Origin of the sequence: Sphingomonas sp. SORGH_AS_0950 (assembly GCF_030818415.1) — a bacterium.
GTDB lineage: Bacteria > Pseudomonadota > Alphaproteobacteria > Sphingomonadales > Sphingomonadaceae > Sphingomonas.
In genome coordinates this window covers 862,522-888,519 of record NZ_JAUTAE010000001.1, presented here as the reverse complement: position 1 = coordinate 888,519, position 25,998 = coordinate 862,522, and the positions used below count along the sequence as shown (strand labels likewise).

At 66.2% G+C, this 25,998-nt stretch carries 17 protein-coding genes; 11 read left to right on the top strand and 6 right to left on the bottom strand.

Going from position 1 to position 25,998, the window contains the following annotated elements; translation table 11 throughout:
• The 4 genes from rsmA to QE385_RS03605 are packed head-to-tail and all read right to left on the bottom strand — an operon-like array spanning nt 1 to nt 5,526.
• Nucleotides 1-825, bottom strand: a complete 825-nt coding sequence (gene rsmA, locus QE385_RS03620; RefSeq protein WP_307099173.1) for a 16S rRNA (adenine(1518)-N(6)/adenine(1519)-N(6))-dimethyltransferase RsmA — start codon at nt 823-825, stop codon at nt 1-3.
• A 4-nt stretch (nt 826-829) separates the two neighbouring features.
• A complete protein-coding gene (gene pdxA, locus QE385_RS03615) occupies nt 830-1,825 on the bottom strand; it encodes a 4-hydroxythreonine-4-phosphate dehydrogenase PdxA (RefSeq protein WP_307099170.1) in 996 nt (331 codons plus the stop codon).
• Between the two features lie 13 nt (nt 1,826-1,838).
• On the bottom strand, nt 1,839-3,221 hold the full coding sequence (locus QE385_RS03610) for a peptidylprolyl isomerase (RefSeq protein ID WP_307099168.1): 1,383 nt from the start codon (nt 3,219-3,221) through the stop codon (nt 1,839-1,841).
• Nucleotides 3,222-3,279: 58 nt separating this feature from the next.
• Nucleotides 3,280-5,526: an LPS-assembly protein LptD gene (locus tag QE385_RS03605; RefSeq protein ID WP_307099166.1), complete on the bottom strand. Its 2,247-nt coding sequence runs from the start codon at nt 5,524-5,526 to the stop codon at nt 3,280-3,282.
• Nucleotides 5,527-5,700: 174 nt separating this feature from the next.
• On the opposite strand from QE385_RS03605, the gene QE385_RS03600 reads away from it, so the two are divergent.
• The 8 genes from QE385_RS03600 to QE385_RS03565 all read left to right on the top strand — a co-directional run bounded on the left by QE385_RS03600 (nt 5,701) and on the right by QE385_RS03565 (nt 14,225).
• Complete coding sequence (locus QE385_RS03600; RefSeq protein ID WP_307099164.1) at nt 5,701-7,167, top strand: leucyl aminopeptidase; 1,467 nt, start codon at nt 5,701-5,703, stop codon at nt 7,165-7,167.
• A 16-nt stretch (nt 7,168-7,183) separates the two neighbouring features.
• Nucleotides 7,184-7,624 (top strand): DNA polymerase III subunit chi, encoded by a 441-nt coding sequence (locus tag QE385_RS03595; protein ID WP_307099162.1) that lies wholly within the window; start codon nt 7,184-7,186, stop codon nt 7,622-7,624.
• A 121-nt stretch (nt 7,625-7,745) separates the two neighbouring features.
• Nucleotides 7,746-8,168 (top strand): nucleoside-diphosphate kinase, encoded by a 423-nt coding sequence (ndk, locus tag QE385_RS03590; RefSeq protein ID WP_307099160.1) that lies wholly within the window; start codon nt 7,746-7,748, stop codon nt 8,166-8,168.
• The gene (locus tag QE385_RS03585) at nt 8,168-8,686 is read left to right on the top strand and encodes a GNAT family N-acetyltransferase (protein ID WP_307099159.1); all 519 of its coding nucleotides are present in this window, start codon (nt 8,168-8,170) and stop codon (nt 8,684-8,686) included. The genes ndk and QE385_RS03585 overlap by 1 nt, the downstream gene beginning before the upstream one ends.
• 421 nt (nt 8,687-9,107) lie before the next feature.
• On the top strand, nt 9,108-11,291 hold the full coding sequence (locus QE385_RS03580; protein ID WP_307099157.1) for a M3 family metallopeptidase: 2,184 nt from the start codon (nt 9,108-9,110) through the stop codon (nt 11,289-11,291).
• Between the two features lie 174 nt (nt 11,292-11,465).
• Entirely contained in the window at nt 11,466-12,284 is an 819-nt protein-coding gene (locus QE385_RS03575) for a serine hydrolase (protein ID WP_307099155.1), read from the top strand.
• Between the two features lie 227 nt (nt 12,285-12,511).
• Nucleotides 12,512-13,852, top strand: coding sequence for a sensor histidine kinase (locus QE385_RS03570; RefSeq protein ID WP_307099152.1), 1,341 nt, complete (start codon nt 12,512-12,514; stop codon nt 13,850-13,852).
• 1 nt (nt 13,853) lies between these two features.
• Complete coding sequence (locus tag QE385_RS03565) at nt 13,854-14,225, top strand: response regulator (RefSeq protein WP_307099151.1); 372 nt, start codon at nt 13,854-13,856, stop codon at nt 14,223-14,225.
• Between the two features lie 68 nt (nt 14,226-14,293).
• On the opposite strand, the gene QE385_RS03560 is transcribed toward QE385_RS03565, so the two are convergent.
• Entirely contained in the window at nt 14,294-17,200 is a 2,907-nt protein-coding gene (locus QE385_RS03560; RefSeq protein WP_307099149.1) for a TonB-dependent receptor domain-containing protein, read from the bottom strand.
• 326 nt (nt 17,201-17,526) lie between these two features.
• Between QE385_RS03560 and QE385_RS03555 the strand changes: the two genes are divergently transcribed.
• Nucleotides 17,527-19,344: an arylsulfatase gene (locus QE385_RS03555; RefSeq protein WP_307099147.1), complete on the top strand. Its 1,818-nt coding sequence runs from the start codon at nt 17,527-17,529 to the stop codon at nt 19,342-19,344.
• Between the two features lie 14 nt (nt 19,345-19,358).
• Nucleotides 19,359-20,204, top strand: a complete 846-nt coding sequence (locus QE385_RS03550) for an SUMF1/EgtB/PvdO family nonheme iron enzyme (protein ID WP_307099146.1) — start codon at nt 19,359-19,361, stop codon at nt 20,202-20,204.
• A gap of 110 nt (nt 20,205-20,314) precedes the next feature.
• On the opposite strand, the gene QE385_RS03545 is transcribed toward QE385_RS03550, so the two are convergent.
• On the bottom strand, nt 20,315-23,104 hold the full coding sequence (locus QE385_RS03545) for a TonB-dependent siderophore receptor (RefSeq protein ID WP_307099144.1): 2,790 nt from the start codon (nt 23,102-23,104) through the stop codon (nt 20,315-20,317).
• Nucleotides 23,105-23,412: 308 nt separating this feature from the next.
• On the opposite strand from QE385_RS03545, the gene QE385_RS03540 reads away from it, so the two are divergent.
• Entirely contained in the window at nt 23,413-25,728 is a 2,316-nt protein-coding gene (locus QE385_RS03540) for a DPP IV N-terminal domain-containing protein (RefSeq protein WP_307099142.1), read from the top strand.
• Nucleotides 25,729-25,998 lie beyond the last annotated feature (270 nt).

Below are 25,998 nucleotides of genomic sequence, written 5' to 3'. Positions count from 1 at the left end.
TCACCCCAGCGCGCGGGCCAGGGCGACGAATTCGGCCACGGACAGCGTCTCGGCGCGGCGGGCCGGGTCGATGCCCACCGCCTCCATCGCTTCGGTCGCGCCCGCCACCGGCTTCAGGCTCTGGCGCAGCATCTTGCGACGCTGGCCGAAGGCGGCGGCGGTCAGCCGTTCGAGCGTGCGGAAGCTGACCCCCTCGGGCGCCTCTTTCGGGGTGATGTGGACGACCGCCGACATGACCTTGGGCGGCGGGGTGAAGGCGGATCGATGGACCGGCATCGCGATCCGCGAATCGCTGCGCCACTGGGTCAGCACGGCCAGGCGGCCATAGGCGGACTGGTCGGGACCGGCGACGATCCGCTCGGCCACTTCCTTCTGGAACATCAGCGTGCAGGACTGCCACCAGGGCAGCCATGCTCCCGACAGCCAGCCGACCAGCAGCGGCGTGCCGACATTATAGGGCAGGTTCGAGACGATGTGCGGCTTGCTCTCGAACAGTTCGGGCGCGTTGATGCGCAGCGCGTCGCCCTCAATGACCTTCAGCCGGTCGGGAAAGGCCTCGGACAGTTCGGCGAGCGCGGGGATGCAGCGACGGTCGCGCTCGATCGCGGTGACGCGCGCGCCCGCCATCAGGAGCGCACGGGTCAGGCCGCCGGGGCCGGGGCCGATCTCCAGCACCTCCTGGTCGGTCAGGTCGCCGGGGATCGCGGCGATCCGCGCGAGCAGCTGGCCGTCGAACAGGAAATTCTGGCCGAGGGACTTGGCGGCGGACAGGCCATGGCGCGCGATGACATCGCGCAACGGCGGCAGGGGCGTGATCGGGGTCATGCGGTCAGGCCGCGGCCTCGGCCCGGCGTCGCGCCGCATCGCCCGCCATGGCGATCGCGGCGATCATCGCGCCGGGATGCGCCCGATCCTGCCCGGCAATGCCAAAGGCAGTGCCGTGGTCGGGCGAGGTCCGCACGATCGGCAGTCCCAGCGTGATGTTGACCCCCTCGTCGAAATGCAGCGTCTTGAGCGGCACCAGCGCCTGATCGTGATAGCAGCACAGCACCGCATCATAGGCGGTGCGCGCGCGGGGGTGGAACAGCGTGTCGGCGGCGAAGGGGCCGGTCGCGTCGATCCCCTCGGCCCGCAATTGCGCGATGGCCGGTTCGATCAGCTCGATCTCCTCGCGCCCGATCGCGCCGCCTTCGCCCGCATGCGGGTTCAGCCCGGCAAAGGCCAGGCGGGGGGCGGTGATGCCGAAATTACGGCACAGCCCGCGCGCGGTGGCGCGGCCCTTGGCGACGATCAGCTCGACCGACAACAGCCCCGATACCGCCGCGAGCGGCACATGGGTGGTGATCGGCACCACGCGCAGCGACGGCCCCGCCAGCATCATGACGGCATTGGCGCCCGCCACGCCGCAACGCTCGGCGACGAACTCGGTCTGCCCCGGATGGGTGAAGCCGATATCGTAGAGCTGCGCCTTGCTGACCGGCCCGGTCACCAGCGCGCCAGCGGCATCCGATCGGACAAGGCCGACCGCCAGCTCCAGCGCGTGGAGCGCGCAGCGTGCGCCTTCGACATCCGGGCGGCCCGGATGGATCTCGCCCGCATCGTCGACCGACAGGATGGGCAGCGCCGTATCGAACGCCGAGACCGCCGCCGCCATGTCGGTGACGCGCAGGGTCGGCCCGTCCCAGACCCGCTCGATCGCGCGCGCATCGCCGACCGCGACGAAGGGCGGCAAACCGGCCGCGTCGCGCGCGGCCCAGGCCTTGGCGATGATCTCCGGACCGATACCGGCCGGGTCGCCCATCGAAATCGCCAGAGGCCGGATCATGCCGTCGCTCCCATCACCGATATTCGATCACCGCGTCGCGGCGAAGGTCGCGCATCTTCTGGTTGGCGCGCAGGTTCACGCGCTGCTGCTCCAGCTGGTTCTGCAACTGGTCGTTGGTCGGCAGATTGCCCGAGCGCGGTTCTTCGCGGTCGCACAGCACCAGCGAGCGGACGCCCTGCTCCGGCGAGCCGAAGGGCGGGGTCGCCTGGCCGATCTGGAGCTTCAGCAGGATTTCCTGGAGCGGCGCGGGCAGCTGGCGGATCGTCACCTGGTCGTTGTCGACCACCTCGGCCTTCAGCTGGGTCGCCACGCGCTGCACGTCACCGCAGCCGCGGATCGCCTGGGTTGCCTTGGCGAATTCCGCCGCGCGGGCGCTCGCCTGCGCCTGGGTGGTGCCCGCCGGGAACTTGACGGTCAGCTGCTTGAGCGACAGCCGCGAATCGCGCGGATCGGCGGTCAGCACCTGGCGCTTGTCGGTCAGATACAGGATCGAGAAGCCACCGGGGATCTGGATCGGTCCGGCGACCTGGCCGACCTGCATCTGGCCCACCGCCGCCTGGAGCTCGGGCGGCAGCTGCGCAGAACGGACCCAGCCCAGATCGCCGTTCACCGCGCGGGTCGACGCCTCGGAGAAGCTGCGCGCGAAATATTCGAAGGGCTGCTGCCCCTTCTGGATCTCGGCGATGATCTGTCGCGCATTGGCGAACACCTGCTGCGCGGTCGCCTCGTTGGCGGACAGGAAGATTTCCTTGAGGTTATATTCCTCAGTGCCCTTGGCGGCTTCCAGGCGGGCGCGGATCGCGTTCACCTCTTCGTCGCCGACATTGACGGTCGGCTCGACCTTGCGGCGCAGATAGCGGCTCCAGGCCAGCTCGCCCTCGATCTGGCGGCGCATCGACTTTTCCGACGAGCCGACCTGGCGCAGGAACGCGTTCATCTGGCTGGGCGTCTTGCCGAACTGCTGCGAGAAGCGGGCATAGGCCTGGTTGATCTCGTCGGGCGTGACCGTGATGTCGGCGGTCTTCGCCTCCTGGATCTGCAACGTCTCGTCGATCAGCTGGCGCAGGATCTGCATGCGTAGCCGGTCGCGGTCCTCCGCCGACAGGTTGGTGACGTTGTTCAGCGCCAGCGCCAGCGCCATGCGCTGGTCGAGGTCGGTGCCGGTCAGCACCGTGTCGTTCACGATCGCGGTCGGCTTGCGGATATTGGGGTCCAGCTTGCCGAACAGCTGAAGATTCGAGGGGATGTTGAGCCCGCCCGTGTCGGGCACGGCCTGATCCGGAACCGTCTGCGCCAGCGCGCCCGCGGCGACGGCGGCGAGCATCAGCGTGCCCCCGATGCGAAGGAAGCGGGCCTTGGAACGAATGTCGTGCTTCACCGTGTCTGTGATCCTCATCGCGCCAGCTCTCGGCGCGTAACCGCGGGGGTATGGGGCAACCATGCTGAATGTCGGCTTAGCGACCGAGATTGGTGAAGGCCAGCGTCAACAGAAAGCTGTTGCCCGCCCGCGCATCGCCGGTGTTCACATAATCGCGCCGCCAGGTGAAGCCGAGGCGAAGGCAATCATCCTCATATTGCACGCCCAGCCGGTGACGAATCGGATCGAAGCCATTGGCAACCGACAGAGAATCCTCCGACCGGTCGGTCAGGTCGATGACCGTCGAGCCAAAGGCCGACCAGAAGCGGGCGAACTGCACGCGCCCTGCCAGCCGGACTTCCTCGCGGTCCTGCAAATCTTCGATTGAGGGGAAGATATGCCGGTTCAGGCGCAGATAGCCCGCCTGGAAATAGGTGGCGCGCGATCCGATCGTCGCGTCGAGCTCATTGCGGCGAACCGCGAAACTGTCCTTGTCCAGCCGGAAGCGGTGGGTCAGCGAGACGAAGTCGCGGAAGCGCAGCTCGGTCCGCCCCACAATGTCCGACCAGCGATCGGACAGGCCGGTGCCCGGATAGAGGATGGTCTGCCGGTCGTTCAGGCGAAAGCTCTGTCCCACCAGCGTGTCGAGGGTGAAGCCGGGCAGGGTGAGCGCCCATTGCGCGCCGTAGGTGATGCGCGTCGAATCTTCGAACCGGTCATAGCCGGGGAAGCGGTTGAGCGCGAAGAGGTTGGAATCCTCCAGATCGACCGCGCGGGCGTCCTCATTAGGGATGCCGAGATTGCGGATCGGCGGGCTGGCGACGATCTGGACGCGCGGGGTGAAGCGCTGGCTGCCGCCCCAGAGCTCGCCGACGAAGGGCCATTTGACATCGACCGCCAGCGCCCCGATCGCGCGCCCCTGGAACCCGTCCAGTCCCTGATAGACCAGCGGCGTGGTCGCGATGTTGCTGGAATTATAGGCGTCGCCGCGCGCATAGGCGGTGAACGTCACCTCCTGGCCCCAGTTGGTCAGGCGGCGCAGGTCCCAGCGCAGGCTGGCAAAGGCGCGCTGCGTGTCCTGGCCCGCCGTCCGGCTGATCGCCAGCGTGTTGAGCTGCATCTCGAACTTGCCGCCCAGCAGGCCGTCGTTGAAGCGGCGGCGATAGTCGATCTCGGGCAGGGCGATCGCCTGTTGCCCCTGCGGGTCGTTGACGCGCAGCGTCTGCACGTACCAGCCGTTGATCGCGAAATAGCTGTCGGCGTCGATCCGCTCCAGGCTGGCGGTGGTGCGCAGCCGGTCGTCGCGTGAAATATCGTAACGGCGCAGGAAGGTGCGGTCGGTCGTCACCCGCAGCGAGCCCGACAGGCTCCATTCGGGGGAAAACTGGTATCGGCCGATCCCGTCGAGATAGCCGCGAAACGCCTGGGTCGTGTCGGTCGGGTTGAGGGTGTTCAGGTCGTCGCTGCGGCGGCTGGCGGTAGCATAGCCGGTCAGGCGGAACGCGCCCAGCGTGTTCAGCGCCTCATATTCCGCCTCCATCATCGGCAGCACGGCGGTGAAGACGTGCGGCGTGACGGTCAGCCCCTTGTTGGGCGCGAGCTTCCAGTAATAGGGCGCGGCGATCTCGATTCCGTTGACCCGGTCGAGCCGGATGTCGGGGGTCAGGAAGCCGCTGTCGCCGCCCGACCCCACCGGCGCGGACAGGCGCGGCAGCGGGATGGTGGGCAGGCCGAACAGGTTCAGCCGCGCGCCGTTGAAATAGACGCGCTCGCGGTCCGGGCGATAGGTGACGCGGACCGCCGTGATCTTCCACGACGGCTCCTTGGGGCAGCCCTCGGACGTCTCGACCGCGCAGGGCGTATAGGCGGCATGTTCGAGATTGACGGTGCCGTCGGTCTGGCGGGTGCCGCGATCCGCCGCCAGGCGCCCGCCCTGTTCGAGCACGACCAGCATATTGTCGACCACGCCGTCCTTCATCGAGTCGGTCAGCTCGATCTGGTCGCCATAGGCGATGTCGCCTTCGGGATTGGTGATCGCGATATTGCCGGTGGCGAGCACCTTGCCGGACTTGCGGTTCCACGTCACCTTGTCCGCGCGCAGGCGTTCGCCGTCGCGGATCATGCGGACATCGCCGGTCGCCGTCACGATATCGGCGTCGATGTCATATTCCAGCTGCGCCGCGCTGAAGCGGACCTGGTTGGAGTCCGCAGGAGCGGGGCCGTCGGCGGGCGGCGGTGCCACGGGGCGATCCTGCAGATCCTGCGCGGCGGCAGGCGTCGCAGCGAGCGCGGCCAACAGGGCGAGGGGCAGGGTGCTGCCGGTCAGAAGCGTCGATCGCAACACGATGATACCAGGTCCGTCCTTGCCGACATGATGATGAAAGCCTCCCCCCGGCAGGGCGACGCCGCGAATGGCCCGCCTATCGCATCACCGGCCGCCCGCTGCAATCGCGCGCTTGCCACATCGGCTCCAAGGCCTAGATGATAGCCGCTGTTACTTGTTCATCAGGGGTTTCCCATGCAGATCGCGTTTACCTCCGCCGTCGAAACCGGCGATGTCATCGTCCTTCCCGTCGCGAAGGGCAAGGTCGACACGGTGCAGTTCGGCGGCGAGGAACAGGGCGCACTGGGCAAGGCGGCCATCGAGGCGGCGCGTTTCAAGGGCGATGCGGGCACGATCGCCGAATTCTTCGCGACCGTTGACGGCGCGGTGCGCCGGGTCGTCCTGCTCGGCATCGGTGAGGGTTCGGCGGCCGACTGGCGCAAGGCGGGCGGCGCGCTGACCGCCAAGCTGCTGACCTCGGCATCGTCGGCGTCGGTCGACCTGACCGGGCTGGACGGCCAGCCCGCCGCCGAGGCCGTGGCGGGCTTTGCCGGGGCGGCGGTGCAGCGCGGCTGGCGCTATGACGTGTACCGCACCAAGCTGCCCGAAAGCGCCAAGCCGGTGCTGACCCGCATCGCGATCGTGGGGGCAGGCGCCGAGGCGGAAGCCGCCTATGCGCGCATCCACGCGGTCAATGGCGGGCTGGAGCTGACCCGCACGCTCGTCTCGGAGCCGCCGAACAAGCTCTATCCCGAGAGCTTCGTCGAGCGCGTGCTGCGCGACGTCGAGGGGCTGGGGCTGGAAGTCACCGTGCTGGACGAGGCGCAGATGCGCGACCTGGGCATGGGCGCGCTGCTGGGCGTCAGCCAGGGTTCGGTGCGCGAGGGGCGCCTGCTGGTCCTGAAGTGGAATGGCGGCGCGGCGGATGCCGAGACGCTGGCGCTGGTCGGCAAGGGCGTGACCTTCGACACCGGCGGCATCTCGATCAAGCCCGCCGCGGGCATGGAAGACATGAAGTGGGACATGGGCGGCGCCGGTGCGGTCGCGGGCGCGATGAAGGCGATCGCCGCGCGCAAGGCCAAGGCGAACGTCGTCGGCGTCATGGGCCTGGTCGAGAACATGCCCGACGGCAATGCGCAGCGCCCCGGTGACGTCGTCACGTCGATGTCGGGCCAGACGATCGAGGTCATCAATACCGACGCGGAAGGCCGCCTGGTCCTGTGCGATGCGCTGACCTGGGTCCAGAAGACCCATTCACCCTCGACCATCGTCGATCTCGCCACGCTGACCGGCGCGATGATCATCAGCCTGGGCCATGAGCATGGCGGCCTGTTCGCCAATGACGATTCGCTGGCCGATGCGCTGCTCGCGGCGAGCAAGACCACCGACGAGAAGCTGTGGCGCTTCCCGCTGTCCGACGCCTATGACAAGCTGATCGACAGCCCGATCGCCGATATGAAGAATGTCGGTCCGCGCGGCGGCGGCTCGATCACGGCGGCGCAGTTCCTGAAGCGCTATATCAACGAGGGCGTCGCCTGGGCGCATCTCGACATTGCGGGCATGGTCTGGTCGGACAAGCCGGGCGTCAACCACGACAAGGGCGCGACCGGATACGGCGTGCGCCTGCTCGACCAGTTCGTCGCGGACCGGTTCGAGGCGTAAGGCACAGGGCGGCGCGATGCAGGTCGACTTCTATCATCTGACCATGGCGCCGCTCGACCGGCTGCTTCCCGTCATCGCCGATCGGGTGATGGCGGGGGGCGGGCGGCTGCTGATCGTCAGCGGCGATGCCGACCAGCGGGCCGCTCTCGATCGGCAGCTCTGGATGGTTCCGGCGGACGGCTTCCTGCCGCATGCCCAGGCGGGGGAGGGCGACGATGCCGCCCAGCCGATCCTGATTTCGGGGGAGGTACAGCCCGCCAATGGCGCACGGCATGTCGCGCTGGCGGACGGCGTGTGGCGCGACGCAGCGCTGGACTTCGACCGCGCCTTCCACTTCTTCGATGGCGACCGGATCGCCGAGGCGCGCACCGCCTGGCGGGCGCTCGCCGATCGCGAGGGCGTCGAGCGGCGCTATTGGAAGCAGAACGACCAGGGCCGCTGGGAACAGGCGGCGTAACATTCCTCCCCGTCCCGGCGCGGACCAGCTTGTTGCCATAAGACATTGCATTGCCTTCGCGCCGCGACTAGGGCGACGCCACTTCCAGCCAACACCCTAATTCAGGAGCTGCGTGACCATCATGGCCGCGAACCGTACCTTTTCGATCATCAAGCCCGACGCGACCCGCCGCAACCTGACCGGCGCCGTCACCAAGATGCTGGAGGACGCCGGTCTGCGCGTCGTCGCCTCGAAGCGCATCCACATGACCCGCGAGCAGGCCGAGGGCTTCTATGCGGTCCACAAGGAGCGTCCCTTCTTCAACGATCTGGTCGAGTTCATGATCTCGGGTCCGGTCGTCGTGCAGGTGCTCGAGGGCGAGAACGCCATGCAGCGCAACCGCGACATCATGGGCGCGACCAACCCCGCCAATGCCGAGCCGGGCACGATCCGCAAGGAACTGGCCGAGTCGATCGAAGCCAACACCGTCCACGGTTCGGACTCGGACGAGAATGCCGCGATCGAGATCGCGTATTTCTTCAAGCCGGAAGAAATCGTCGGCTGATGGAATGGCGGCTGCGATGGGCCGGGCCGGGCGACGCGCCTGCGCTGTCGCTCGTCGCGGCCGCCACCTTCCTCGAAACCTTTGCCGGGACCATTGCCGGTCCCGACATGGTGTATCACTGCACCACCAACAGCTCGCCCGCCAAGTTCGATCGCTGGATCGCGGACGACGCCTGCGTCGTCACTTTGGCAGAGCATCCCGATGGCGCGGCGCCCGTCGGCTATACGCTTCTCGTCCCGCCCGACCTGCCGGTCGAGACCGACGAGGATGATATCGAACTCCGCCGCATCTATGCGCTGTCGCTGACGCGCGGTTCGGGGCTGGGCCACAGGCTGATGGCCCGCGCGCTGGACGATGCCCGCGCACTCGGGCGACGCCGGATGCTGCTGGGCGTGCTCGGCATCAACGAAAATGCCCGCGCCTTCTATGAGCGCGAAGGCTTCACGCTGGCAGGCACGCGCCAGTTCCGGGTCGGGGACACCGTCTATGACGATGTCGTCTATGCCCGCCGCCTCTAGGGCGGATCGACATTAAGCCATGCCTTTCCGTCCCTCGCCCCTCGCAGAGGGGAGAGGGTTGCGCAGACTTGGCCTTTGCGTAGCAAAGGCTTAGTCGGAGCTGGGTGAGGGGTGGGCGCTCGCTTCGCGAGCGCGCGAGCCTTTGGGCTCGCTCGACCCCTCACCCAAGCTGCGCTAGCCAGCAAGCTGGCAAGCTTCGCTAACCCTCTCCCCTTTCCAGGGGAGAGGGGAAGAAGAAGCAATCGTGAATGTCGATCGACCCTAAGGCGACGACGCGACGATCGGCAGGCGGCCGCGCGTAACGGCAGGCGGGCGCACCGCGCATCTCCCCTCCGCCCATGCTGACCGTCCGGCCCCTGCTCTTGATCCGCAGGCTTCGCAGGAGCATGGCACGGGCCATTCGCTAGTTGATGGAGCCCCCATGCGCCTGTTCGCCGCGACTGCCACGATCCTGCTGATGTCGACCACCGCGATTGCCCAGACCCCGGCGTCCGCCCCGGCCGGTGCAAATGCTGCGTCTCTGCCCGCGTCCAATCCCTTTGCCGCGGCCAGCACGCTGCCGCTGGGGGCGCCGCCCTTCGATCGGATCAAGAGCAGCGACTATGCGCCCGCCCTGCTGGCGGGGATGGCGCAGCAACGGGCCGAGGTGCGGGCGATCGCCAATGCGCGCAGCGCGCCGACGTTCGACAATACGATCGCCGCGCTCGAACGGTCGGGCCGGTTGCTGGAACGTGCTAGCCTGGCTTTCGAGGGTGTGGTCGGTGCCAATACCGACGATGTCCTGCAAAAGACCGAGGCCGATCTGGCCCCGGCCTTCGCCGCGCATCAGGATGCGATCAACCTGGACCCCGCGCTGTTCGCCCGCGTCAGGATGCTGTACGACAAGCGCCAGTCGCTGGGCCTGACGCCCGAGCAGCTTCAGGTGCTGACGCTCACCTATCAGAACATGGTGCGCGCGGGCGCGCTGCTGTCCCCGGCCGACAAGGTCACGCTGAGCCAGTATAACGCGCAACTGTCGACGCTGGAGACCGCGTTCCAGCAGAAGCTGCTCGCCGCGACCAAGGCGGGTGCGCTGGTCGTCGAGGACCGCGCCAAGCTGGCCGGACTGTCCGAGGCGGAGATCGCGGCGGCGGCCGATGCGGCCAAGGCGCGGGGGCTGGTCGGCAAATATGTGCTGACCCTGCAGAACACCACCCAGCAGCCCGAGCTTGCCAGCCTGACCGATCGCGCCACGCGCGAGGCGCTGTTCCGGGCGAGCTGGACGCGTGCGGAGAAGGGCGACGCCAACGACACCCGCGACACGATCGCGCAGATCGCCCTGCTCCGGGCGCAAAAGGCCAAGCTGCTCGGCTTCCCCACCTGGGCCGATTACGTGCTGCAGGACCAGATGGCCAAGAATCCGCAGACCGCGCTCGCCTTCATGCAGCGGCTGGGCAAGCCCGTCGCCGTCGAGCAGCATCGCGAGGCGGCGGAATTGCAGGCGCGGATCAAGGCGACCGGCGGCGATTTCGAGCTGAAGCCCTGGGACTGGGATTTCTATTCGGAGCAGGTTCGCAAGGCGAAATATGATCTGAACCAGGATGAGCTGAAACCCTATTTCGAGATCAACAAGGTCCTGACCGACGGTGTCTTCTATGCCGCGCACGAGCTGTACGGCCTGACCTTCAAGCGCCGCACCGACATTCCCGTCTATCAGCCCGACGTGATGGTCTATGAGGTGGACGAAGCGAACGGCGCCATGCTGGGCCTGATGTATTTCGACTATTGGAAGCGCGACAACAAGAATGGCGGCGCGTGGATGTCGAACTTCGTCAACCAGTCGGAGCTGATCGGGACCAAGCCGGTCATCTATAACGTCGCGAACTTCACCAAGCCCGCCGCCGGTCAGCCCGCCCTGATCAGCTTCGACGATGTCGTGACCATGTTCCACGAATTCGGCCATGCGCTGCACGGCCTGTTCGCGAACCAGGTCTATCCCTCGGTATCGGGCACGAATACCGCCCGCGACTTCGTGGAGTTCCCGTCGCAGTTCAACGAGCATTGGGCGCTCGATCCCAAGGTGCTGTCGCACTACGCGGTGAACTACAAGGACGGAAAGCCCATCCCGCAGGCGTTGGTCGACAAGATCAAGCGGGCCAGCACCTTCAATTCGGGCTATTCCTTCGGCGAGGCGCTGGCCGCGGCCGAGCTGGACATGAGCTGGCATTCGCTGACGGCGGCGCAGGGGCGGCAGGATGCCGATGCCTTTGAGGACAAGGCGCTGGCCGCGACCGGGCTGGACATTGCCGAGGTGCCGCCGCGCTATCGCTCCAGCTATTTCCTTCACATATGGTCGAACGGCTATTCGGCGGGCTATTACGCCTATAGCTGGACCAAGATGCTGAGCGCCAATGCGTTCAACTGGTTCGAACGCCATGGCGGCATGACCCGTGCCAACGGCCAGCGGTTCCGCGACATGATCCTGTCGAAGGGGCATACCGAGGATTATGCGCCGATGTTCCGGGCCTTCAACGGCGCGGACCCGCAGGTCGGCCCGTTGCTCAAGGACCTGGGCCTGGACGCCGACACCCCGGAGCAGGCGCAGACCGGGACGACCGCCGGATAGGCCGGTGCCGGGCGGCATGACGGTGTGCCGCCCGAAAAAATCGCCTGGTCTCATGACCGTCATATTCCACGCGACGCGTCCGGTTTTTGCGGCTAGCGTCGATCCATTATCCCATGCCGTGATCGAGGAAGGTTGATGCGAGTAGCCCTGCTTTTCCGTCTTTTTCTGACGGGTATGGCGGCGAGTTTCACGAACCCGGCATCGGCGGTCACCCCGACGTCCGAACTGGTCGAGCTTCAGCGCGAGATGAACGCGCTGCTGGCCGGGCGTTCGGGGGAATATGGCATCGCCGCGATCGATCTGCGCGACGGCTATACCGCCAGCGTGAACGGCACGATCCCCTTCCCGATGGCGAGCACGGTGAAGCTCGCCATCGCGGCCGCCTATCTGACCGAGGTCGACCAGGGGCGGCGGAGCCTGGGCGACATGATCCATGGCCGCACCGCCGCGAAGGCGATGGAGGCGATGATCGTGCGCAGCGACAATCTGGCGGCCGACCAGCTGTTCGCGGCCGTCGGCGGCCCTGCCAAGGTCCAGCAATGGCTATGGACCCAGAACATCACCGGCATCCGGGTCGACCGGACGATCGCCCAGCTCCTCCGCGAACGCGGCCATCTGGCGGACATCAAGGACGTCGCGACGCCGGTCGCCATGGTCACCCTGCTGAAACGGCTCGACAGCGGCTCGGTCCTCGCGCCGCAGAGCCGTGCCTTCCTGCTTGGCCTGATGCGGCAATGCCGGACGGGCACCCGCCGTATCCGCGCGCTGCTGCCCGCCGGAACGCTGGTGGAGGACAAGACGGGGACGCTGGACGGCATTTCGAACGATGTCGGGTTCATCACCATGCCCGACGGCCGCCGCGTGGCGATCGCCGTGTTCGCGCGCGGGGGACGCGATCGTCAGCCGGTCATCGCCGAGCTGTCGCGGATGATCTATGATCGCTTCACCGACAGCGTCCGCAATGCGGTCGCGGCGTTCATGAAGCTGCGATAACCCGGACCGTAGGCGGTCGATCCGCTCCGGTCGGCGTGCGGGCCACCGCGCGGATACGGAAAATGGCTGGACAAACCCATCGGGCATTTGTCTTTTTAATGATCTACGTTAGCGCAGGCGGCGGGACGGGCCGGGGGGCCTTGTCCCGCTTTCGGGTGGCAGAATGATCAGGACACAGCCAGGCAGCATCTTCGATCGGATCATCATCTGGTCTTTCGACCGACCGGGTGTCGGGTTTCACGCGCTATACGCTGGCGGCGCTGGTCGTCGCATTCGTGGCGATCGCGCGGATCCTCATCATCCCCGACGAACTGCCATGGCTGCTCTTCATTCCGGCCACGATCGGCGTGGCGCTGGTCCTGGGGCTGGGCGCGGGACTGTTCGCCAGCATGGTGTCCACGGTCGCCGGTGCCCTGTCGATCGGCAATGCTGCCAACCCCTATTGGCTGCCGGACAATCAATGGGCGGCGGCGGCGGTGTTCCTCTTCATCCTGATCGGCATGGTCATGATGACCGGCGAATTGCGCGACACGCTGCGGCGGTCGCTGGCGCTGAACGCCGAACTGGTCGAGCGGGAGCGTTCCTCGGCGGAGCGCGAGGTGTTCCTGTCCAGCGTCCTGGCCGCGTCCACCGACTGCATCAAGGTCGTGGACCTGGACGGCAACCTGACCTTCATGAGCGAGGGCGGCATGAAGGTGATGGACATCAGCGACTTCAACGCGGTCCGTGGCTGTCCCTGGGCGGATTTCCTGAAGGGCAACGGCCCGGTCCAGGCCCGCGCGGCGCTGAAGGCGGCGGCCGAGGGGCGCTCGTCGCATTTCGAGACGCCTGCGGACACCTATATCGGCGTTCCCAAATGGTGGTCGGTTTCCGTCTCGCCCATCCCCGGCCCGGATGGCCGCCCGGCGCGCATCCTGTCGGTGTCGCGCGACCTCACCGCGCTGTACGAAGCCCGCGAGCAGCAGAAGCTCCTGAACGGCGAGCTGAGCCACCGGCTGAAGAATGTGCTGACCCTGGTCCAGTCGATCGCCAATCAGACGTTGCGCGGCGCGCACAGCATCGAGCAGGCCTCCGCCGCCTTCTCCTCGCGGCTCGCCTCGCTGGGGCGGGCGACCGATGTGCTGACGACCACCGCATGGCAGCAGGCGGAGCTTCACGATGTCATCGAGGCCGGGCTGTCGGCCGTCTCCGGGATGCGGGACCGGATCGCGATCGACGGTCCGCGCATCCGATTGAACTCGCATGTCGCGCTGGCGTTGACCCTGGCTTTCCACGAACTGGCGACCAATGCGACCAAATATGGCGCGCTCGGCAACGATACGGGATCGGTGACCTTGCGATGGCAGGTCAGCGGCACGCAGGGCAGCGCCTGTTTCCATCTGCGCTGGCAGGAACGGGGCGGGCCGCCGGTCGTCCGCCCTTCACAGCGCGGCTTTGGATCGCGCATGATCGAACGCTCGCTCGGCGCCTATTTCCGGGGCAGGACGGTGCTCGACTTTCCGCCCGAAGGGGTCGTGTTCCGGATCGATGCGCCGCTGGCCGACACTGGCGAGCTGATCGACGGCTGATATGGGACAGGCCAGTTTGCCGCGCAGCATCCTCATCGTCGAGGACGAGCCGTTCGTCCGCCACGACCTGGCGGACTTTTTCGAGGATCGCGGCTTTCAGGTCTTCGCGGCGCAGGATGCCGACACGGCGGCCGAGATCCTCGCCGCGCACGCGTTCATCCGCATCGTGCTTACCGATGTGCAGATGGCGGGGACGATGGACGGGGTGAAGCTGGCGCATGTCGTGCGCGACCGCTGTCCGCTGGCGATCCTCATCATCGTGTCGGGCATGGGGCATCCGCCGATAGCCGACCTGCCCCACGGATCGGTGTTCCTCGCCAAGCCGTTCGATCCCCGGCACGTCCTGGACGAGATTGAACGCCTCTCTGCCTGACGGGCCGACCGGCCGACGCCTCGACGCGCGGGTGAGCGGCCGGGACATGCGTCCCGGCCACCGTCACGTCAGAATTTGAAGCCCAGGCGGGCATAGCCGAACTGGCCCGGCAGGTCATAGGTGGTCGGATCGAACCCGCCGCAGCTCAGGCAGTCGGGCGCTCTCTTCCCCAAAATGTTGTTGACCCCCATGGTCAGCGTCATACGCTGCGACATCCAGGGCAGGGTCCAGCCGACCTGCGCATCCAGATACAGGATCGGCTTCATCTCGCGATTGGCATAGGCGGGCTCGATTACCTTGCCGATATAGCGGCCGGTCAGCGACGCCAGGAACGTTTCGCTCGACCAGTCGATCGTCGCGACGCTCTTGAAGCGGGGATAGGCCTGGTCGCCGCGTTCGGTGCCCTGCCGCTCCAGCTTGGCGCTGCCGGTGGCGGTGGGCAGGGTGGTCGAATATTCCAGCAGGACGTTGCTGGCCCAGTTCAGCCCGAACGTGCCCGCCCCGACGCGCGGACTGCGATAGAGCAGGGTGATGTCGATCCCCTCGCTCTTGAGCGAGGCGATATTCTGGAGCAGCCCGCGAATCTGCGTGATCTGGCCGCTGCCCGTCGAGGAGCGGGTGATCGCGCCGCAGCTGACCGCATCGCGCTGGTTGATGCAGTTCGCCAGCAGCACGTCCGCCCCGACCGAGGCGATCGCGTCATCGACCCGGATGGTGTAGTAATCGGCCTCCAGGCTCAGTTGGCTGGCGATGCCCGCCTCGCGCGCCCAGCTGGGGCTATAGACGGCGCCCAGCACCCAGCTTTCCGACTTTTCGGGCTTCAGCGCGCGGTTGCCGCCGGTCAGGATCGGCAATTGCAGGCCGTTCTGGACATAGTTGACCGGCACGCCCAGCGCGACGCAGTTCTGCCGCACCGTGCTGGTCGAGGGCAGGCTGGCGATGCCGGAACAGGGATCGATGACGGTGCCGTCGAACCGCGACGGCGTTCCGAACAGCTCGCCGATGCTGGGGGCGCGGAACCCTTGCGCCCAGGTGCCGCGCAGGCGCAGATCCTCGAACGGCTTCCAGCTGAGCCCGCCCTTCATCACCGTGCGGTTGCCGCTGGTCGAGTAATCCGAATAGCGCGCGGCGAACGACCCTTCGAGCAGCCGGAAGAAGGGGACGTCCTTCAGCACCGGGATGCTGAGTTCGGCGTAAACCTCGTTGACGTCGAAGGCACCCGCCGTCGGCTGGGCCGGAATGTCCGACCCCAGTCCGGCCGCGACGATGGGGTCGGGGTTGAACGATCCCGTCTGGCGGCGGAACTCATATCCCGTGGCCAGCCCCAGCGGTCCGGCGGGAAGCTGGAACAGCGTGCCCGTCAGGTTGAAGGTCGCGTCGGTCATCGTCTGTTCGGACCGGTCGCGCTGGGTGAAGGTCACATAGTCGATCATCGCCTGGGTGATCGAACCGGCGCCGCCGAAGATGTTGAACGGCACGCACGCGCCGGTGCAGTTCGCCACCGGCCCCAGCGCCAGGGCCAGGTTGGCGGCGTTCACATTGCCGTGCGCCACCTGCTTGGCATGGTTCTCGGCATAGATGACATTGGCGTCCCAGTACCAGGTGCCCGCACCGATCGGGATCTGGCCGTCCAGCGTGCTCGACATATACATGGTGTCGACCCGCTGGCTGTAATGGCGCGGTCCGTTTTCGACGAAGCGCCGCCCGATAAAGCCGTAATTGGCGGGCGTGCCGTTATTGCCCGCGCTCAGCGTCACGCCGAACGGGTTGAACGGATTGGTCCGGTCGATCGAGATGGTGTCGAGCAGATTGCCGTTGCCCGCATCGGGGCCGACGAACAGCGGCAGCGGTGCCGCCTGGTTGTCCGAGGTGCGGCGGTTGTAGATCAACTTGGTGCTCAGCCGGACATTGTCCGCCAACTGACCGGTGAAGTTGACGAAGGCACCGAATCGCTCCTGCGGGGTCAGCAAATAGTTATAGGGGCGGAAATTGAACCGGTCGGCGACGGTGAAGGACTTGAAATCGCTGTTCGCACCGGTCGGGTCCGACGGATCGAAGCGCGGCCGGGTCAGCGGATTGCTCTTAAGCGTCAGGTTCATCGCCTCGCCGGTGACGGGATTGTTGATGATGAACCGGCCATTGGGCGTGCCCGAACTGCAACTGCTGGAGCAGGCGGTCGCACCCGGATCGGGGAAGGCATAATAGGGGCGGTCGCCCGCGAAGACCGAGCCCTGGTTGATGTAATTGGCGCCCGCAACGACCGAGACCCGACCGTCCTCCGTGCGATGGCCCCAGCTCAACTGGTAATTTTGGGTGACGCCGTCGCCCTTGTCATATCCGCCGAGTTGCGCGGTGGCGAGGAAACCGTTCTGGCGCTTCTTGGTGATGATGTTGACGACGCCCGCGATCGCGTCCGAGCCGTAGATGGTGGACGCCCCGTCGCGCAGCACGTCGACGCGTTCGATCATGCTGTCGGGAATGGCGTTCAGGTCGACCGCGCCGGGAATGCCGCTCGCCGCGCTGCCGTTGATGAAGCGCAGGCCGTCGACCAGCACCAGCGTGCGGCGGCTGCCCAGATAGCGCAGGTCGATCTCGGCCGACCCCGCGCCGACGCCGCCGCCATCGGGCGGGTTGCCGTTATTGCCCGACCGATTGAAGCGGGAATTGAGCCCTCCCGCCGCACCGGGCAGGCGTTGCAGCACGTCGCCGATCGAGGAAAGGCCGGTCCGCGCGATGTCCGCGCCGTCGATCGCGGTCAGCGGTGCGCTCTGGTCCAGCGGATTGCGGCGGATGCGCGATCCCGTCACCACGATCGTCCCGTCGCTCGCACCCGTCGCATCGCCATCGGCGGTCTCGGCGGCGCCGCTGCCGCCCGAAGACTGGGTTTGCGCCTGGGCGTCGATGGCCAGGATCAGGGACCCGATGGCCGCCCCCGTCAGCGCCCATTTTCGCAACCGGCTCGGTCGATAAACCATGATCTTTCCCCTTTTTTGGTCCTGCTATGCTCCCGTTCCTGCTGCGAATTTAGGGTGGCCTCTGTCGTGCCGCCTTTGATGGGGTGTACCACGATCGGCCCGTGTGACGCCCGCTGATACGGTGTGCCCATGCCTATCGCTGTCACCTCAATTTCATATACGGTATGACATCGCGGATGGTGTCAAGGGGCTTGCTGCGAGCGGCGACGGGGGCGGCGCGCCAATTAATTCCTACCCGTTGAGTAGGTAAACTAGCATTGTCGCGACCGCACAGAGCCTTATGCCGGGCATGCGGCCGCGCCCATGGTCGCCCAAAGGGAGCAGATATGATCGGCCTGAGACTTATGGCGTCCGCCATCCCCGCGCTTGTGGTAGCCACGCCTGTCCCGGTGGCGGCCCAACAGGCCGCACCGGTCGCACCCGCCCCGCAACAGCCCTCCCAGCAACAGCCCTCCCAGCAACAGCCCTCCCAGCAACAGGCGGCGAAGGATGCGCCCAATTTCCTGGTCATCGTCGCGGACGATCTGGGCTGGTCCGATCTGGGCGCGTTCGGGGGTGAGATCGCGACCCCCAACCTCGACGCGCTGGCGCTGTCGGGGGTGCGCTTCACCGGCTTCCATACCGCGCCCACCTGTTCGCCCACCCGCTCGATGCTGATGAGCGGGGTCGACAATCATGAGGCCGGGCTCGGCACCATGGCCGAGTTGCTGGGGCCGGAAACGCGCGGACGGCCGGGCTATGAGGGCTATCTGAACGACCGCGTCGCCTCGATCGCCGAGCTGCTGCGCGCGGGCGGGTACACGACGCTGATGGCGGGCAAATGGCATCTCGGCCTGACCCCGGAGCGCGAACCCGCCGCGCGGGGCTTCGAGCACAGCTTCGCGCTGCTCCAGGGCCTGTCGAACCATTTCGGCGAGGACCAGAACGACGCCTGGACCCGGGCGGGCCTCGCCCCCAGCTATCGCGACGACGGCAAGCCCGCCGCGCTGCCCAAGGGCACCTATTCCGCCGATTATTTCGCGGACCGGCTGATCGGCTATCTCGACGCGGCGGCCAGGTCGGGGGATCGGCGCCCCTTCTTCGCCTATCTCCCCTTCACCACGCCGCACTGGCCGCTCCAGGCCCCGGTGGAGACGATCGCCAAATATAAGGGCCGCTATGACGCGGGCTATGAAGCGCTGCGGAGCGAGCGGCTGGCGCGGCAAAAGGCACTGGGGCTGGTTCCCGCCGACGCGGTGCCGCACACGCTGGAACTCGCGCGGCCCTGGGCCTCGCTGACCGCCGAGGCGCGCGCGGTCGAGGCGCGTAAGATGGAGGTCTATGCCGCGATGGTCGACCGGATGGACCAGAATGTCGGCCGCGTCCTGGCCGCGCTGAAGGCGCAAGGCAGGCTCGACAATACGATCATCCTGTTCTTCGCCGACAATGGCCCCGAAGGAAACGACATCCACGCGCCCAGCCCGCGCTTCAAGGTCGGTTCGCCCGATGCGGCCTTGCCCCCGGCGGAGGCGCTGGGGATCGACAACAGCCTGGGCAATATCGGCAAGGGCAGCAGCTATGTCGGCTATGGCCCCGGCTGGGCCCAGGCCAATTCGGTCCCGTCCTGGCTGGTCAAGAGCTATACCACCGAGGGCGGCATCCGGGTCAGCGCCTTTGCCGCCGGGCGCGGGGTGAAGGGCGGCGGGCGGATCGCCAATGCCAATCTGGACGTGCGCGACGTCGCGCCCACGCTGCTCGACTATGCGGGGCTGCGCCAGCCCAGCGCGTTCGCCGGTCGCCCGATCCTGCCCTATGAGGGGCACAGCCTGCGCCCCGTGCTGGCGGCCGATGCGGCGGGGGTGCGCGGCCCGGACCAGGCGCTGGGCTATGAACTCTTCTTCCGCCGGGCGTTGCGCAAGGGCGACTGGAAGGTCGTGTATCTGCCCGCGCCGACCAATCGCTACACACGCGGCGGGGTCAGCACCGGGCGGTGGCAGCTCTTCAACATCGCGGCCGACCCCGGCGAGACGAAGGACCTGTCCGCCGCCGAGCCCGCGCGGCTGGCCGATCTGGTGGCGGCCTATGATCGCTATGCCAAGGCGAAGGGCGTGGTGCCGCTGCCCGCCGGGACCGAGGCCGCAGCCGCCCCGGCGGCGCGGCCGTGAGGATAGGGGCGGCGTTGCTGCTGGCCGTGGCGGCGACCGCGACGCTGGGCGCGCAGGCCCCCGCGCCGATGCATCGCTGTCTCGGCCAGGACGCAATCGTCACGGTGCCCGCCGGGACCGTCCTGCTGGGCGAGGACGGCGCGGAGCGTCCGGGGCAGGCGGTGCGGGTGGCGGCGTTCCGCATCGACGCGCATGAGGTCACCAACCGCCAGTTCGCCGCCTTCGTCGCGGCGACCGGCCATCGCACCCGGGCCGAGCGCGAAGGCGCATCCGCGCTGTTCGTCGCCCCGACCGAGGCCGTATCGCTCGACGACGCCTCGCGCTGGTGGCGCTGGACGAAGGGGGCGGACTGGCGCCATCCCATGGGGCCGGGCAGCGACCTGACCGGCCGGGCGGACGAGCCGGTCGTCCATGTCGACCGCGACGATGCGGCCGCCTATGCCCGTTGGGTCGGCGGCGCGCTTCCGACCACGGCGCAATGGGAACGCGCGGCGCGGGGCAATCAGAATGCCACGCGCGACCCGGTCGAATGGGCCTTCGACCATGGCAAGCCGCGCGCCAATGTGTGGGAAGGCGTCTTCCCGATCCGCGACACCGCCGAGGACGGCTATGCCGGGATCGCCCCGGTCGGCTGTTTCGAACCCAATGACCTGACGCTCTACGACATGGTCGGCAATGTCTGGGAATGGGTGGCGGGCGAGGGCGATGTGGGGCTGGTGAAGGGCGGCAGCTATCTGTGCGCGATGAACTATTGCGCCAATTTCCGCCCCGCCGCCTATCAGGCCCAGGAACACGATCTGCCGACCTCGCATATCGGGTTTCGCGTGGCTTATCCGGTGGTTGCTCGGGCGCGGTCGTAAGGGTGAGGATATGGTTTCGGGACTTTCCCGTTCCGCCCTGTACGGTCGCAAATCAAAGGGCAGGCGGGCAATGTGGGTGTAACGCCACATCGCCCGCCTGCCTGACAACCTCAGCGTGTGAAGCGCAATCCGACGAAGAAGGTCCGGCCGATCACGTCATAGACGCCGGCCTGATAGCTCAGCTCGAAATTCGCGCCGCCGGCCTCGGCGCCTGGGATGCGCGGCGGCTTGCGGTCGAAGGCATTGTTGAGGCCGCCCGACAATTCGATATTCTTGTTTAGGCGAACCCATCCGAAGAAGTCGTTGTAGAAAACGTTCGGGGTGAAGACCGGGTCATATTTGGCCGCGGTGATCGTCGTTGACGCCTTCATCGGCGAGAAGTGGCGCAGCGTCCAGGTCGTGCCCCAGGTGGGTTGCGAATAGCTGGTCCGGATCACGCCCTTCCAGGTCGGGCTACCGAAGACGCCCCGATATTCGGTGATGGTGTTCGGATCGCTCGGATCGAGCGTGTAGCGACGGTTCAGCAGACGGGTATAGTTGGCGTTGATCGACAGGTTGCCCGCGCCTGCGCCCAGGCCCAGCCGTTCCAGATCGGTGGCGTAGTTCAGGCCGAAGTCGATGCCGCGGGTCAGATACTGCGCCAGGTTCAGCTTCTGGGTGATGACCGATTTGATGTTGTTGCCCGCGTCGCGCGTCACAAGCGAGCAGAAGACGTTGCTCAGGCTCGGCTGGTCGACGCACTTGTTGATGATGGTCTGCGCGCCGAAGGCGTCGATCGCGTTGCGCAGGTCGATATCGTAATAATCGACGGTCAGCGACAAGCCGCGAATGAAGCGCGGTTCGATGACGGTGCCGACGGTCAGGGTCCGGGCGGTTTCGGGCTTTAGCGCCAGATTGCCCTTCGAAATGATATCGCGGTAGATCCAGTAATTGCTCAGATCGGTCGGCTTGATCGCGGCACAATTGGCCGCAGTATATTGCGTACGCGATATACGGTTGGCGAGATTATAGGCGTTGCAGGGATCGGTCACCCACAGGCCGCCGATGCTGCTCGCCGTGAACAACTCGCCGATATTGGGCGCGCGCACCGCCTGGCCATAGGTGGCGCGGAAGCGGATGTCGCGGATCGGAGCCCATTCGCCGCCGAGCTTCCAGGTCGTGGTCCGACCTGCCGTGCTGTAATCCGACAGGCGCACCGCGCCGTCGATCGATAGACTATTGAAGAAGGCGGTGTCGCGCAGGATCGGCGCATGGATTTCGCCATAGGCTTCCTTGACGGTATATTTGCCGATCAGCGGCATCTGGGTCACGCCCAGTGTCGGATCGTAGCGGGGACTGTCGGCGTTATATTCCGCCGATACGCCGATATCGTTGCGTTCCTTGCGATATTCGGCGCCGATGACCGCCTGCACCGCGCCGCCGGGCAGATCGAACAGCCCGCCCGAGATATAGCCGGAGGCGACCTGCTGGGTCATGGCCGACTTCGCCCAGCTCGACGTGTACTGGATATAGTTGATCATCGGCTGGGTCAGCGTGACGAACGGATTGATCGGCACGCACCCGTCATTCGGGCTGGTCAGGGTGCTGCGACAGATCGCATTGCCGCGCGCATCGGTCGTCGAATCCAGCCCCAGATACCAGCGGGCGTAGGAGGTCGCATTGAAGTCGCGGACCTGCTGTTCGGAACGGCCATAGGAATAATAGGCGGTGTAGTTCCATGAATGCGCCAGCAGCCGGAAATCGCCTTCGGCGCCCGCGACGGCCTGGATGGTCTTGCGGCGATACTGGGTTTCGGGCGTGCCGACCTCCATCACGCGCCGGGCGAAGTTGACGCCGCCCGTCGGGACCGAGCCGCCTGCCGCCGCCACCATCTGGGCGGTGATATAGGGACTGTCGGCCGGAACCGCATCATAGCCAAAGCCCGTCAGCGGCGAATAGGCCGCAGTGCTGTAGTTGCGCGAGAAGCTGACATTGCCGAACAGCTTGAACGCCTCGCTGAAATCATAATGACTGGCGACGCGCGTCGAAAAGCGCTCCGAGGGCACCGAGAGCAGCCAGCCGTCGTAGCGGCCGTGATATTCGCTTCCGTCGCCCGCGAGCAGCGTGCCCAAGGCCTCGCTGGTATTGGTCATGTTGACTTCGCTGGGGTTGAGGATCCCCTGCGGTCCGAGATTGGGTGCGCGCAGCGCTCCATTGGCCCCGATGGCGTAAAGCTGCTTGTTGAGGATCACCTGGGCCGAGTCGGACGAGTAAATATTATAGTTGCCGTCATAGATGGTGTATTTCGACGCGCTCTTCGTCTTCGCGTAATAAGGATAGCCTTGTGCCGTCCAAGGTCGGTCCGCGCCGCTCACCAGTCCAGGCTGGTTGTCGTAAAAGGCGTAGAAAGTGACATTGCCACGGTTATCGGCAAAATTGCTGCCTGCCAGCAGGTCGAACCCATATTGGTTCATGTCGTTGCGGGTCGACGCGTTGTAGCGGACGTTCGATTCCAGCCCTTGGAAATTCTTCTTCAGGATGAAATTGGCGACGCCCGCCACGGCGTCCGCGCCATAGAGCGCGGAGGCACCGCCGGTCACGACTTCCACACGCTCGACCAGGCTGGACGGGATATTGCTGAGATCGACCGCCGAAGTGCCCGGAATGGCCGGGACCTGGCGATGTCCGTCGACCAGCACCAGCGTGCGCTGCGTCCCCATGCCGCGCAGGTCGAGTGCGTTGATGCCGGCATTGCCCGCCAGATTGCTGGTCTGGTTGGTCTGCGTGATCGCCAGCGCGGGAAGCTGGTTGACGACGTCGGAAATCTGCTGCGACCCGACCGTCCGGATGTCGGCCGCGGTGACAACGGCGACGGGTGCAGGATTGTCCTTGGCATCGCGGCGGATGCGCGAACCGGTCACAAGCACCTCGCCGGTGCTGTCGTCGGCGTCGGATTTCGCTTGGTTCTCCACGTCGGTACGCGGACCCGTTTGCGCGCACAATTGCTGTGCGAAACACGCGCATCCCAACATCAATGCAGCGCGCAACGCCCTTTTACGATCGATCATGTCTATTGCCCCCTCAATTCTTATTTCGTATACAAAATATAGTCGTCGGAGTGAGTCAAGCGACGCACCGACGAAAAAGGGGCGGTGTTATGTTTATGTCACAGTGGAGGACCGTTCACGGCGTACGTTCGCTGACGGCCTGCATGATCCTGGCGCTGGTTGTGCCTACCGCGCCTGTCTGGTCTCGCGGCGCATCGGCGGCCTCGGTCGAGCCGGTCGACGCGTCTGCCGCCCCGCCGCCCGCACCCATCGCCCTGCGCTATGCCCGTGCCGACCGCCTGCTCTGGCCCCAATTGCCGGCCCTGCTCGCCAACGCGTCGCTTCGTGCGGTGTTCACCGACGGGGGAGGGGGACTGTTGTACCGGACCGGCATCCAGGGACGCCGGATGCTGCAATATTTCGATCTGAACAGCCACGTACGCCGCGAGATCATCGACGAAGCGCGGCTGGCGACGCTGCTTGCGGCGAAGGTCGGCAAACCCGTCGATCCGCTGCTGCTGTCGATCGAGCAGCCGAGCTATGATCGTACGACCGGTGTTCTCAGCTTCACCGATTTGGATCGCCGCTGGACGCTTGCGCCCGACGGCGGACTGAGCGAAGCGATCGAGGGGCCGCCGGATGGCGAGGGCGTCGTTTCTCCCGATGGGCGGTTCGAGGTCGTCGCACATGGCTATGACCTCTATGCTCGCGAGCGGAAGTCGGGGCGGGAGGTGCGGCTGACCAGCGACGGAACGCGGGACCAGCCCTATGGGCGCGGCATAGCGATGCTGCCGGACATATTGAAGGCGGGCAACGAAGAGCCGCCCATGCCAGTGTCGGTCAAATGGTCTCCCGATAGCCGGCGTATCGTGACCTGGCGGCTCGACACGCGGGATGTGCCGCGCCTGTCGATCACCCAGGCCAATCCGCCCGGCAGCCTGTATCCGCGATCCTTCCACTATATCTATCCGCTGGCGGGCGGGGCCAAGCTGCCTCAGGCGCAACTGCTGGTGGTCAATATCGAGCAGGCGATGCGGCATCGCCGCGCCAGGCTGGTGCCGCTCGATATTCCTGGCGAGTCGATCCTTTATCCTCAGGACCCTGACTTCAGCTGGGAAGGGGATCATGTCCGCTCGGTCTGGACCCAGCGCGGTTATGGCGAACTTCGCGTCTATAACGCGGATCCGGCCACGGGTGCCGCACGCCTGGTCGCACGGGAAAAGGGCGATCCGCTGGTTTTCGTCACGTCCAGCTTCTTCCGTTCCGCACCGGAATTGGGTGGGGAACTGGATGTTTCGGAGCGGAGCGGCTGGGCTCAACTCTATCTCGTCCGCCCTGATTCACCGGATCAAGGCTATCCGCTGACCCGTGGTGCCTGGGAGGTCACGGGGATCGAGCATGTCGATGCGCCCTCGCATACGATCCTGCTCACCGGGGTCGGGCGCGAGGCGAATCGTGACCGCTATGACCGCGCGCTCTACCGCGTCACGATGGACGGCACGGCGCCCCGGTTGCTGACGCCCGAGCCACTGGATCACGAGGTGACGGTGTCGGATGATGGACGCTGGTTCGTCGATGCGATGTCCAGCCCGACCCAGCCCACCCGGACCGTCCTGCGCGATGCCGCCGATGGCCGGATCGTGGCCGAGTTGGGACAGGCCGACGATGGCGCATTGCGCGCGATCGGTTACCAGATGCCCGAACCCTTTTACGGTGTTGCCGCCGATGGTCACACACCGTTGCGGGCAATGATCTATCGCCCGATCGGTTTCGACCCGCGTCGGCGGTATCCGGTTATCGACAATGTCTATACCGGACCGACCACGACCCAGGTCCCGATTGGATGGCGCGACACGATCTCAGCCAGCTCCTCCAGCGTGGCGCAGATCGGGGCGGTGGTCGTCATGATCGACGGGCGCGGGACGTCGCGGCGGGGCAAGGCGTTCCGCTCCTCATCCTACCAGAATCTGGGTGAGGTGGGCCTTGACGATCATATCGCGATGATCCGCCAGATGGCGGCGCGTTATCCGTCCTTCGATGCATCGCGGGTCGGCGTCTATGGCGGTTCGGCCGGTGGTTATGACGCGGCGCGTTTCATGTTGCGGCGGCCGGACTTCTTCAAGGTCGGCCTCGCTTGGTCGGGTAATCACGACCTGCGGCTCGACAAGGCGTGGTGGCCCGAAGCATCGATGGGCAATGCCGATCCCGCCACCTGGGAGCGCAATTCCAATATGACGGTTGCGGGCCAGTTGCGGGGCAAGCTGATGCTCGTCCATGGCGATATCGACGACAATGTGCCCGTGACCGAAAGCCTGCGGCTTGCCAAGGCGATCATCGATGCCGGCCGGGACGTGGATCTCGTCATCCTGCCCAATACCCGGCATTCGGTCTATCAACCCTTCTTCTGGCGCAAGTTCCGTGACTATTTCACGCAGAACCTGCTGGAGGAAAAGCCTCCGCAATCTTCGGTCCTATCGGGGGCTGCACATGTGCGATGACCCACGCCTCTAGCGACATAGGTCGTCGAGTCCTATCAAGGGGGCAAAGTCGCTCGCCTTCCGCGCAGAGGCCGGTCCATCCGAGGAAGAGCATCCGGCTGCCGCTTCGGAGAACGCCAGTTGTCTCTGGGCGGGCGTCATAAGCCAATATTGGCGGATCGTATTCTGAAAAGGGAAATGATCTAGCCCTGCAATCCTATGCAGATTATGGTTAATGTGATGCCGTCGTCAGTTAAGGTTGACATTTGCATGGGTGCCATCTGCCAAATT

What these genes read in the sequence shown, in the direction of transcription:
- rsmA (WP_307099173.1), bottom strand. Translation starts at nt 825, where the DNA reads ATGACCCCGATCACGCCCCTGCCGCCGTTGCGCGATGTCATCGCGCGC.
- pdxA (WP_307099170.1), bottom strand. Translation starts at nt 1,825, where the DNA reads ATGATCCGGCCTCTGGCGATTTCGATGGGCGACCCGGCCGGTATCGGT.
- QE385_RS03610 (WP_307099168.1), bottom strand. Translation starts at nt 3,221, where the DNA reads ATGAGGATCACAGACACGGTGAAGCACGACATTCGTTCCAAGGCCCGC.
- QE385_RS03600 (WP_307099164.1), top strand. Translation starts at nt 5,701, where the DNA reads ATGCAGATCGCGTTTACCTCCGCCGTCGAAACCGGCGATGTCATCGTC.
- QE385_RS03595 (WP_307099162.1), top strand. Translation starts at nt 7,184, where the DNA reads ATGCAGGTCGACTTCTATCATCTGACCATGGCGCCGCTCGACCGGCTG.
- ndk (WP_307099160.1), top strand. Translation starts at nt 7,746, where the DNA reads ATGGCCGCGAACCGTACCTTTTCGATCATCAAGCCCGACGCGACCCGC.
- QE385_RS03585 (WP_307099159.1), top strand. Translation starts at nt 8,168, where the DNA reads ATGGAATGGCGGCTGCGATGGGCCGGGCCGGGCGACGCGCCTGCGCTG.
- QE385_RS03580 (WP_307099157.1), top strand. Translation starts at nt 9,108, where the DNA reads ATGCGCCTGTTCGCCGCGACTGCCACGATCCTGCTGATGTCGACCACC.
- QE385_RS03575 (WP_307099155.1), top strand. Translation starts at nt 11,466, where the DNA reads ATGGCGGCGAGTTTCACGAACCCGGCATCGGCGGTCACCCCGACGTCC.
- QE385_RS03565 (WP_307099151.1), top strand. Translation starts at nt 13,854, where the DNA reads ATGGGACAGGCCAGTTTGCCGCGCAGCATCCTCATCGTCGAGGACGAG.
- QE385_RS03560 (WP_307099149.1), bottom strand. Translation starts at nt 17,200, where the DNA reads ATGGTTTATCGACCGAGCCGGTTGCGAAAATGGGCGCTGACGGGGGCG.
- QE385_RS03555 (WP_307099147.1), top strand. Translation starts at nt 17,527, where the DNA reads ATGATCGGCCTGAGACTTATGGCGTCCGCCATCCCCGCGCTTGTGGTA.